Source organism: Kordia sp., from assembly GCF_965224175.1.
Lineage (GTDB): Bacteria > Bacteroidota > Bacteroidia > Flavobacteriales > Flavobacteriaceae > Kordia.
Genome location: NZ_OZ245041.1, coordinates 249499 through 261004, shown reverse-complemented (window position 1 = coordinate 261004; position 11506 = coordinate 249499). Strand labels below are relative to the sequence as shown.

Sequence of the window (11506 nt, the reverse complement as noted above, 5' to 3'; positions counted from 1 at the left end):
GATTGTTTTTATCGATAAAACACCTAAAAAGCGGTATTTCCTACAATTTATCTTTAGATTATTTTAACATTATTTTTTTATTAAATACGTTTTTTTCACCCATTATTTTAAGCAAATAATAACCCGAAGATAACATAGAAATATCTATGTGATTTTGTTGTATAGTTTGTCCTTTTTTTACTTGTGTTCCTTTGCTGTCAAAAATGACATATTCATATGGTTTATTTTCATTTGTACGTATCCAAATTTTACCAGTTGTTGGATTTGGATATACTTGAATTTTATTTCTAGATTCAAATTCTTCTGTACTTAAAGGACTACTACCTTCTACAATGTTTAATGTTTGATTTGGAGTTACATTATAAAATATGTCTTCTACTCCACCTAACCATGTTATTTTCAGGTAATCTATATTTGTGTTAGTGCCTATTCCAAAGAATTCTGTTTCTGAGTTCTGAGCAATATACCCTTCTCCACATACTGTGTAGCGATATTGAGAACTTCCACCACTATTTAATTCGATAGTAGCTCCTATACCTTGTTTATTACTCGCTACTCCTTCTAAGTTTACTTTTAACCAATTGTTGCTACTAGTAGTTTCATTCTTCCAGAGGAAAATATTGTCTCCTCCTGAGTTATTTACGATAATTTCAGGAAAACCGTCATTATCAGTATCACCAATTGCATTTGAATAACTTTCTGCTTCATCATTTTCAAATCCTGAACTACTTTCTATAGCATATGATGAACTTCCATTGTTGGTATAAAATGCTGCTGATAAAAACATTGGATTACTTCCATCAAATGATCCGCTTACATACAAATCAAGATCTCCATCATTTTCTGCATCTAAGAATACAGATCCCCACGCAATACTTTCAAACATTGCTCCTGTTTGAGAAGCTACATTAGTAAATGTCCCGTCTCCATTATTTCTTAATAAGTAGTTTCCTGGAATTCCATTAGTCACATATATATCAAACCAACTATCTCCATCAAAATCGCCTATGGTAACTGACATTGCATCAATGGCAATATTGGTTCCTGATGCTTCACTAACATCAGTAAATGTTCCGTCTCCGTTGTTTCTATATAAAATGTTAGTGGTATTTAATTTATCATTTGCCATATAAATATCTTGCCATCCATCATTATTATAATCAAAGAAAGCTGAACAAAATGATAAGTGACTTCCATTATCTATTCCAGCGGCAGTGCTCACATTAGAAAATGTTCCGTCTCCATTATTTTTATATAAATAGTTGGGTTGTGGCCCTGTTAATCCTCTATTACAAAGAAAAACATCTAAATATCCATCATTGTTATAATCGCCCCAAGAAGCTCCAAAGTTTTCCTGAACTGCGGTTGGCAAACCACTAGCTATAGTAATGTCTATCAATGCCGTACCATTATTTCTGTAAAGTCGGCTTCCATCTATATCGCTAGAGACATATAGATCTTTATTGCCATCATTATCAAAATCGACCCAGATAACTTGTTTTTGTCTTGCATTATTATTGGGAACTAAAGTAGTTTCAAGCGTATAAGTTCCGTCTCCATTGTTTTTGTAAATTTTTAAAGGATCTCCACTTTGTGTAGCGATAGTTATATCATCCCATCCATCATTATTGTAATCACAAAAAGAAATTCCATTTCCAAGATATGTAGTTCCGCTAAAATCATCTACACCTAAAGTATTGGCTTGATTTTCAAAGTAGGCTTGCGCATTTAACTGAAAATAGATGATATAAATAATACACGAAAAGGAGAAGCGTAGTCGTCTTTTCATAAGCAGTCGGTAAATAATTTATTGAGTTCGAGACTCCTAAACTATTAAAACAACTTATATTTCACAAATATTTGACAACAATATCTAAGTAATAATTCTTGATCTATAAATATATTTTCACTAAAACCTACGTATTTACTAGGTTTACATAAAATTCTTTCTCAAAAAAAATACCTCTAAATAATTTTAGAGGTATTAAATATTTTATGTAGATTTTTTTATTCTTCTGTGAATCTTTCTATTACTTCTTGACTTACTCCTGTATTAGAGAAACCTCCATCATTGTAAAGGTTTTGCATCGTAACTCTTTTGGTTAAATCAGAGAATAATGTTACTGTGTAATTTGCGCAGTCCATTGCTGTTGCATTTCCAAGAGGAGACATTTTTTCTGCATAAGAGATAAATCCATCAAATCCTTTTACTCCTTGTCCAGCTGTCGTTGGCGTTGGTGATTGAGAGATTGTATTTACACGTACTTTTTTCTCTTTTCCAAAGAAATATCCAAAGCTACGTGCAATAGATTCTAAGTATGCTTTGTTGTCAGCCATATCATTATAGTCTGGAAACGTACGTTGTGCAGCCATGTATGTTAATGCTACAATACTTCCCCACTCACTCATTGCGTCTGCTTTGTATAGTGTTTGCATTACTTTGTGGAAAGATACCGCAGAGACATCCCAACCTTTAGTCATCCAATCGTATTTCAAATTTGTATAATGCCTTCCTTTACGAACATTTACAGACATTCCGATAGAATGCAACACGAAGTCTATTTTTCCGCCAAGGATTTCCATAGACTTTTCTATTAGATTTTGAAGATCTTCTTCACTAGTCGCATCTGCAGGAATAATTTCAGAACCTGTTTTTTCTGCTAAGTCTTTTATTTTTCCCATACGCATTGCAATTGGTGCGTTTGTAAGTACAAATGTTCCACCTTCTTCATGCACACGTTCAGCAGTTTTCCATGCAATAGAATTTTCGTCTAAAGCACCAAATATGATCCCTTTTTTTCCTTTTAATAAGTTATATGACATGCTTGTTAATTTTAGTCGTTTTTAGTCGTTTGGTAGTTCAAATATATGGTAAAAGATTGAATTGATCGATTTCTAAGGATTGAAATTATCTTTTATGATTTTAATAATTCTTTTGCGTTTGCCAATGCTGAATCTGAGATTTTAGCACCACTGAGCATTTGTGCAATTTCCTGTACACGTTCTTCTTCATGTAATTGCTTTAAATGTGTTGTAGTTACTTCATTTACATCACGCTTATATACTTTAAAGTGCTGTTTTCCTTTGGCTGCAATTTGCGGTAAATGTGTAATTGAAAATACTTGCATACTTTTCCCCATATGCTGCATTATTTTAGCCATTTTATTCGCAACTTCCCCAGAAACTCCTGTATCAATCTCATCAAACATAATGGTTGGCAATTGCATGTATTTAGACAATATTGCTTTGATGCACAACATTACACGCGACAATTCTCCTCCAGAAGCCGCTTTTTTCAATTCATTAAAGTTTCCTCCTTTGTTTGCCGCAAATAGAAATTGCAAATCGTCCATTCCGTTTGTGTAAAATTGATTTGCTAGTTGGACTTTTATATTAAAACGTGCATTTGGCATTCCTAAGTTTGCTAACAAACGCTCTAATTGCTCGATTAGTTTTGGAATACCTTCCGTTCTTTTTGTGTGAATGGTTTTAGCAATTTGTTTTAATTGTTTACTCAAAACTTCTAATTCGTTTTCTTTTGCTTGAATAACATCGTCAATATTTTCAGAGACAGCAGCTTTTTCAGAAAGATCGGATTGAATCGCTACTAACTCTTCAACAGAAAGTACATTGTGTTTTTTTTGTAAATCAAATATCTTTTGAAGCTTCCCTGAGATTTCTTCTAATTGCTCAGGATTGAATTCTATTTCACCTTGCAAATTGATGATTTCATTATAAACATCATCTAACTCTATGTATGAACTTTTAATACGTTCTGCCAAATTATTGAATTCTGGAGCAATTTCTGAGAGTTTCCCAGAAGCTACTTGCAGTTCAGAAAGTAGATTTAACACACCAACTTGTTCATCAGAAAGTATTTGCTCGGAAGCACTCAAGTTAGTTTTTATATCTTCTGCATTGTTTAAACGTTCATATTGTGCTTCTAAGTCTGCCAAGATTAACCCTTCTAGTTTTGCTTCTTCCAATTCTTTTAGCAGAAACATATTGTAATCATGCTCTTTTTCTAAAGCGGCTTGTTCTTCTCGTATGCTCTGTAATTCTTTTTGTGTGAATTGGTATGTTTTTAAAACATCTTGATACGAACTTACTTCACCAGAAACATTTGCCAAAGTATCAATGACTTGAAATTGAAATTGATTGTCCGTAAGCTGTAACGTTTGGTGTTGTGAGTGAATATCTATTAATTGATCGCCTAAAGCGTTTAATACATCTAAACGAACTGGCACATCATTTACAAAAGCTCTCGATTTTCCCGAAGGTAGTATTTCGCGTCTTACAATAGTTTCATGATCATAATCAAGATCATTTATAATAAAGAAATTTTTAAGCTTGTATTTTTTTATAGAAAATTCAGCTTCAATCACACATTTACGTTCTTTGTTTTTTAAAGAAGATAAATCTGCACGCTTTCCTAATATCAATGCTAAACCACCGAGCAAGATTGATTTTCCAGCTCCAGTTTCACCAGTAATAATAGTCAATCCTTTGTCAAATTCGACTTGTAAAGAATCAATTAACGCAAAGTTTTTTATAGAAAGTTGTGTGAGCAATGCAGTAAAGTTTTGTTACAGATAGTTTCAGTACAAAAATAATGTATTGCTAGAATTTTTTGCAAGAATCAGAATTTAATTTTTTCCCACTTGGAAGCGTGAAATGGCGCGACTCTGTTTAGGGTTTCTACCAGTTTAGTCACATTTACTTTTGGTCCTCCAGAATAAATGTTTTGAATTTCTTCTGCTTTTGCGTCAAAGAAAGTTTGTAACAAGAAAGCATTGGGTCTTCTATTATTTAAGGATTTAAAGAGTTCTAAACTTCCACTAATTGCTTGTTTTGCAGTACGCGCATCATCCGCCATTTTGTCCATTCCTACTCGATGGTAGTTGTACATTACAGTTCTGTATTCTTTGTAAGTATTGTTTAGCATGTTATCCAACAATCTCCAACGCGTACGATTACCGTCTGCTTCTTTCCATCCTAAAAATGGACTTGACTGCGAAAGGTTCACAATTTGTTGTGCTTGTGCATAATAGTTAGATCCGCCTCTGAGCGCAAATGTATCAGCGTCAATTCCTAAAATAATATGTACATAATATGCTACAACCGCTACTAGATTTGATGTAAATGCATTTGGATTGTAAACTATTGGTTGAAATTCTTGATAGATAAATCTAAATTGTCTGTCGTTAAAGTTGAATACAGGCGATTCAAATGAAGAGTTAAAAACTGGTCTTGAAGATTGTACTTGAATTGTTGCTACGAATTCATCTGATTGATATTGTGATACATTGATCACCATACTACAATTGATACGTTCTGTAGCAGCAAATTTTTTATTTGTCCATTGCGTTTTGTTGACAAAATCATTCAGAGAACGCTCTAAAGTTTTAAAAATTTGTTGGTTCGTCTGATTGACTTGCTGTGCATCAATTGTGATTTGACAATTCAATTCTTGTGCAGTCATGAATGATGCTACACTAAAAAATAAGATACTTAAAACAAGATTACGCATTGATTCGCTTTAAAATTTCACTAAATATATCGTTGGCTACTTCGGCTTTCGATTTTAATCCGAAAGCTAAGGTATTCATTTTTTTATCAATAATGGTTACTTTATTCGTTGGTTTTCCAAATCCTGCACCTTTATCATTTAGAGAATTAAGGACAATCATATCGAGATTTTTTCTCGTAAGTTTTCCTTTAGCATTTTCTAATTCATTGTTCGTTTCTAATGCAAAACCTACTAAAAATTGTTCTTTTTTGATGTCTCCTAAAGATGCTAAAATATCTTTTGTTTTGACCAACTCTATCTCTAACGATGAATCCTTCTTTTTTATTTTCTGAGTAGCCACATCTTTTGGTTTATAATCTGCTACTGCAGCCGAAAGAATCGCTATATCTGCTGTCGAAAAATCTTCGTGAGCCGCATTATACATGTCTTCAGCACTGATAACATCAACTACTTTTACTAAAGAATGCGAAATACTTTGATTGTTTGGACCAGCTATTAAAATAACTTCTGCTCCTAAGTTTGCAGCAGTTCGTGCTAGTTCGTAACCCATTTTACCAGAAGAATGATTTCCGATGAAACGTACTGGATCAATTGCTTCATAAGTTGGACCAGCAGTAATTACTACCTTTTTACCTTTCAGCGGAAGCGAATCTAAAATATCTTTTTCAATAAAACTTACAATGTCTTCTGGTTCAGCCATACGTCCTTCTCCAACCAATCCGCTTGCCAATTCTCCACTTGTGGCAGGAATCATTGTATTTCCAAAACTGGTTAGTTTTTCAAAGGAGTTTTTGGTAGATGGATGCTTGTACATATCTAAGTCCATTGCTGGAGCAAAATACACAGGGCATTTTGCGGAAAGATATGTTGCTAGTAATAGATTATCACTATTTCCAGATGCCATTTTAGACATCGTATTTGCTGTTGCTGGAGCAATTAACATAAAATCTGCCCATAAGCCTAGTTCTACATGATTTGTCCATACATCGTTTTCATCATATTCGTTTGTAAATGATGAATGTACAGGATTTTTAGATAATGTAGATAGTGTTAACGGTGTAATGAAGTCTTTAGCAGCAGGCGTCATAACCACTTGGACTTCGGCGCCTGCTTTTATGAATAACCGTACTAGAGAAGCTATTTTGTAAGCGGCAATGCCAGCGGTAACGCCTAGTAATACTTTTTTGCCCCTTAAAATTGACATAGACTAAGCTTCTTCTTTAGTGTTACGGTAGTATATTTTTTCTTCCAACCATTCGTGTACTGCAATAGCATGTGGCTTAGGAAGTTTTTCGTAGAATTTAGATACTTCTATTTGCTCTTTGTTTTCGAAGATTTCTTCTAAACTATCATTGTGCGTAGCAAATTCATCTAATTTCTCGATCAATTCTTTTTTAATTTCTGAGTTGATTTGAATTGCTCTTTTAGCTACAACAGAAATTGCTTCATAAATATTGTCCGTAGGAGCATCAAACTGATTTCTTTCGATTGTTGTTGTGCTGATTGGAGCGTCTAAGTTTTTAATATCAACCATAATTGTTATTTTGAAAATTTTGCTAATTCTTCTGTAATAGAAGCCATAAGTTCGTCGGCTTCTTCTCTGTATTTTGATTCAGGATAAAATTTCACCAACGTTTTATAAGCTGATGCTGCATCGTTGTAACGACCTTCCATTAAGGTTTCAAAACTCTTTGTTGCAAGATTGTACATTGCACTAAGTTTTAAAAACATGGCATCTTCTCTGAACGATGTTCCTGGATAATCTGAAAGGAAGTTTTCTACTGCCTTTATTGATGATTTGTAATCTGAAATTGTATTGTATTGCTTTGCAATTTCGTATGCTTTTTTCTCAACCTTAGTCGTCAATTCATCTACCATAGCATTGGCTTTATCCAAGAATGTTGATTCTGGATAGTTATTAATGAATGCTTGAAGTTTATTGATGGCTTTGTGCGTTTCCGTTTGATCTATACTGTAACGAGGTGATTCCATGTAATAGCTTTTCGCTTCATAGAATGCAGCAGATTGAATACTGTCACTTTTTGGATATGAACGAACAAAACGCTCAAACTGATATCCAGAAACAATATATTGTTCTATTTCAAATAATGATCTTGCATACAAGAAAGTAACACGTTCTCCTTGTGGCTTTCCTCTGTATTTTGGTACTACTTGTTCAAAAATTCTACTAGCTTTTTTAAACTTTCCTTCTTTATAGAATCGTTCCGCTAATTCGTATTTCACTTTCGTATCTTCCGACTTTAGGGCTTTTTGATATTCACTACAAGAAGCTACTGTAGCAACTACTAAAACTAAGTATAGAAATTTTGGTATCTTTTTAAACATCTGGCAAAAATAGGTATTTATTATGTATTATGAAAACATTTTTAAGTCGCTAAAATAACTTTAGAAATCTGAATTTGGTATTCTTTATCATAGTTTTAACTTTTGTGTCTGATTTTGCACACTTTTTAGCTCTTTTAGATGTGTTTCTCTTTTAGATATTAGACCAATTCAGCAGTTAGATTTGAAATTAGAATTAACTGTATAATACTGTCTAAGACAGTCTACATATCTAGACTAGTTAAAAAATCTAGGCTACATTTTCCTAGTATTACTTATTTTATGGTGATCTAATACAGTATAGCCTTCTTCATCGTAGAAAAATGCTTTTTCGAAGGCAACATTCATGAGTAATTCTTCAAATGTGTACGAATGTAGTTTGTATACTTCTTCGTTGAATGCTTCATCATAATAGGAAATCATGATTAAAAATTCTCCATTTAAGGTTTTGAGTTCTTCTTCTGAGAATTTATACAAAGGAGAATCTTCTGTGATTTCATGTACCAAAGTCCAAGTTGTTGGTAGATATGTTATATGATCTCTTTCAAGTTCTAATTGATAAAAATTACGCGTATAGGTGTTGTTCTCACTAGGTTCTGTAATTGCTAAAGTAACTTTTGCTGTTGGATTAATCATGACATCTGTCTTGCTATTCATCAAACGAAACATGAGTGCTTTTCCATCTTTAAAATCACGATAAATGATATTGTCACTGAGTTCTATTGACGCTTTGGGTTTTGAAAAACGTCCATATAAGAGTCCTGTGATGAATGAAAAACTTAATAGTCCGATTAAAGCTTGAAAACTAGAAACAACACCCGCAATAAGACTTGTAGGCGCCATCGCTCCGTATCCTAAAGTGGTAATGGTTTGTGATGAAAAGAAAAATGCATTTACAAAATCAACAATAAAAGTTTGTGGTTCCACTGAAATATACTGTACTCCAATAGATACATATATTGTTGCAAATACTATGTTCAACACAAAATACGCAAGAAATACAAAACAGAAGAATCGTGTCCAACTAATATCTACCAAATATGCATACAACGCAGAAATTCCTGTTTTTCCGTTGAGATGTTTTATGTTAAACGAACCATCTTTGTTGACGATTCGTTTTGCTGTAGTTATGCTAGATTCTCCTAATCCTGGATCTTTTACCTTTCTTGCCATTCAATCTATGAATTCAACGTATCTGTAAAATTGTTTAATTTTTGTTTGAGCGCTGCTGAAGCTTCTACTAATGGTAAACGTACTGTTGGAGTTGATAAATTTAGCTTTTCAAAAACGGCTTTGATTCCTGCTGGGTTTCCTTCTTCAAAGATATAATCGATAGATGGCATAATTTTGTAATGAAGTTCGTTAGCTTCTTTTACATTTCCAGCTAATCCTAAGCGTACCATTTCTGAAAATTCTTTTGGATATCCTTGTCCAATTACAGAGATTACTCCTGCTCCACCAGCTAAAACCATAGGCAAAGTAATCATATCATCTCCTGAAATTACCAAGAAATCTTTTGGAGCTTCTTTAATCAAGCGCATGGCTTGTACAATATCGCCTGCAGCTTCTTTTACGGCAATAATATTTTCAAAATCATTTGCCAAACGAATGACAGTTTCTGGCAATACATTACTCGCTGTTCTTCCTGGCACATTATACAATACAATTGGCTTCGGACTCGCCTCTGCTACTGCTTTAAAATGCTGATAAATTCCTTCTTGAGTAGGTTTGTTATAAAATGGAGAAACTGATAATACTGCATCAACAGCTTCTAAGTTTGTTGTTTTTAATTCATTTACAACAGCCGCTGTATTGTTTCCTCCAATTCCCAAAATGATTGGTAAACGCTTGTTATTTGCTTTTACAATAGTATCAATCACTAATTGCTTTTCTTCTTTAGTTAAAACCGCGCTTTCAGCTGTTGTTCCTAAAACCACCAAGTATTCTATTCCACCATCTATAACATGATTTACAATGTTTGTTAGTGCATTTGTATCTACTGAAGTGTCTTTGTTAAAAGGTGTCACTAAAGCTACTCCAGTTCCTATGAATTTCTTCATTATGATAATTTATTTAGTATGTGTAAGTATCTGTGTAATTCTTTTGTAAATGTTTCAATTTCGTCTTCTTTGGTTTGAATGATGACGTCGTGAACTTCTTGATCGCAACCAGTGATTCCAATTTTGAATTCTGCTTTCTGTAAACCTGAAACCAATTGTAATGGTAAAGAGTCATTTGTATAATAACTGATTAGTAGATCAAAAGGTTTTTCTAGAAATTGCTCTAAATCTTTTGTTTGTGGTTTTCCTTTCCAGCCAAAATCTTTTTCATAGAAAACTGGATAGTCAACCGTACGTGTTTTTTTTAAATCTTTATGATAGCACAATACTTCCACTACAACAGGCAATTTCAAGCCTTTTACAATTCGCTGAAAATCATCAATTTCATCAGCATTCACAATAATTCCCACAGTTTCTATGAGCTTATTACTAACTTGTTTTGTGATGTCTTGGCTAAGCTTTTTTGTAAGTGCTTTCTTTGCCGATTTATATTGTAATGTTTTTAAAAACATGTATCCGATTTAATTCTTCACAAAAATACTCTTTTTCCACAAAAAAAGAGATGCATGTTTCAAGACACATCTCCTTCATTTAATCATTAAGACTAACTTTCACCCTCATAAACGTTAGTTATATGACAAGTTAGCGCTCTGTTTACGAAACAAAAAATATATTTCGTAAGCGTCAATTTTTAACAATAAGCGTTCATTTTTGACTAGTAATCACAAAAAAAGTGTATGTGTTTACAATTTTTTAGTATAGTTGACAGCCTATGTATCTATGATTTTTTATAATTTGCCGCATATTTATTTTTTATGAAAAAAATTGTTGCACTATTTGCTATTTTTTTAGTTTTCTCTTGTGCTAAAGAAAAACAAGGTATTTCCCGAATTGAAGGGAAACGTATCAATATCAATGATTCCTTAACTTCCAATCAAGAAATTGAAGCTTTTATAAAGCCATATCGTGAACGTATTGAAAAGGATATGAACAAGATATTGAGTTACGCACCAAAAGATATGCATAAAAATGATGGTGAGTTTGAAACTACTATTGGTAATTTAATGGCAGACTTGGTAAAATCACAAAGTGAGTCTATTTACAAAAAGCGAAAAGATCGTGGAATTGATATTTGTCTGTTGAATCATGGTGGAATTCGTGCACCAATTCCAAAAGGACCTATAAAGACGCAAACTGCTTTTAATGTAATGCCTTTTGAAAACTCTATTGTAGTTGCAGAATTGACCGCAGAAAACATTCGTGGCATGGTTGATTATTTAGCAAAATCAAAGCGAGCACATCCTATTGCTGGTTTGACTATAAAATTAGACAGTGATTTTAATGTAAAAGAAGCTTTAATTAATGGCAAACCAATTGAAGACGGCAAAACATATACTGTAGTAACTTCTGATTATTTACAAAATGGTGGCGATAGAATGAACTTTTTGAAAGATCCAGAATCTCTAGAAGTATTAGATTATAAGATTAGAAATGCCATGATTGATTATTTTAAAAGCGTAGACACAATTCCTGCAAAACTTGATGGCAGATTTGTAAAATTATAAAACCACAT

General features: G+C 33.0%; 11 protein-coding genes. 1 reads left to right on the top strand and 10 read right to left on the bottom strand.

Annotated elements, in window-relative coordinates; all coding sequences use genetic code 11:
* Positions 1–58: 58 nt before the first annotated feature.
* From ACOQOS_RS01255 to ACOQOS_RS01210, 10 genes are all read right to left on the bottom strand, one after another.
* Entirely contained in the window at positions 59–1789 is a 1731-nt protein-coding gene (locus ACOQOS_RS01255) for an FG-GAP-like repeat-containing protein (RefSeq protein WP_420573140.1), read from the bottom strand.
* 218 nt (positions 1790–2007) lie between these two features.
* A complete protein-coding gene (locus ACOQOS_RS01250; RefSeq protein WP_420573139.1) occupies positions 2008–2823 on the bottom strand; it encodes an enoyl-ACP reductase FabI in 816 nt (271 codons plus the stop codon).
* Positions 2824–2915: 92 nt separating this feature from the next.
* Positions 2916–4571, bottom strand: coding sequence for a DNA repair protein RecN (recN, locus tag ACOQOS_RS01245; protein WP_420573138.1), 1656 nt, complete (start codon positions 4569–4571; stop codon positions 2916–2918).
* 68 nt (positions 4572–4639) lie between these two features.
* A complete protein-coding gene (locus tag ACOQOS_RS01240; RefSeq protein ID WP_420573137.1) occupies positions 4640–5530 on the bottom strand; it encodes a DUF4835 family protein in 891 nt (296 codons plus the stop codon).
* Positions 5523–6734, bottom strand: coding sequence for a bifunctional phosphopantothenoylcysteine decarboxylase/phosphopantothenate--cysteine ligase CoaBC (gene coaBC, locus ACOQOS_RS01235; RefSeq protein ID WP_420573136.1), 1212 nt, complete (start codon positions 6732–6734; stop codon positions 5523–5525). Before coaBC ends, ACOQOS_RS01240 begins: the two co-directional genes overlap by 8 nt.
* Before the next feature lie 3 nt (positions 6735–6737).
* Positions 6738–7064, bottom strand: coding sequence for a DNA-directed RNA polymerase subunit omega (locus ACOQOS_RS01230; protein WP_420573135.1), 327 nt, complete (start codon positions 7062–7064; stop codon positions 6738–6740).
* A gap of 5 nt (positions 7065–7069) precedes the next feature.
* Positions 7070–7876, bottom strand: coding sequence for an outer membrane protein assembly factor BamD (locus tag ACOQOS_RS01225; protein WP_420573134.1), 807 nt, complete (start codon positions 7874–7876; stop codon positions 7070–7072).
* Positions 7877–8128: 252 nt separating this feature from the next.
* Positions 8129–9046 (bottom strand): ion channel, encoded by a 918-nt coding sequence (locus ACOQOS_RS01220; RefSeq protein ID WP_420573133.1) that lies wholly within the window; start codon positions 9044–9046, stop codon positions 8129–8131.
* A gap of 5 nt (positions 9047–9051) precedes the next feature.
* On the bottom strand, positions 9052–9933 hold the full coding sequence (dapA, locus tag ACOQOS_RS01215; RefSeq protein ID WP_420573132.1) for a 4-hydroxy-tetrahydrodipicolinate synthase: 882 nt from the start codon (positions 9931–9933) through the stop codon (positions 9052–9054).
* A complete protein-coding gene (locus ACOQOS_RS01210; protein WP_420573131.1) occupies positions 9933–10445 on the bottom strand; it encodes a DUF6913 domain-containing protein in 513 nt (170 codons plus the stop codon). Before ACOQOS_RS01210 ends, dapA begins: the two co-directional genes overlap by 1 nt.
* Positions 10446–10748: 303 nt before the next feature.
* Between ACOQOS_RS01210 and ACOQOS_RS01205 the strand changes: the two genes are divergently transcribed.
* Positions 10749–11498 carry a 5'-nucleotidase C-terminal domain-containing protein gene (locus ACOQOS_RS01205; protein ID WP_420573130.1) on the top strand — a complete coding sequence of 250 codons (750 nt, stop codon included), beginning with the start codon at positions 10749–10751 and terminating at the stop codon, positions 11496–11498.
* The last annotated feature ends 8 nt before the right edge of the window (positions 11499–11506 follow it).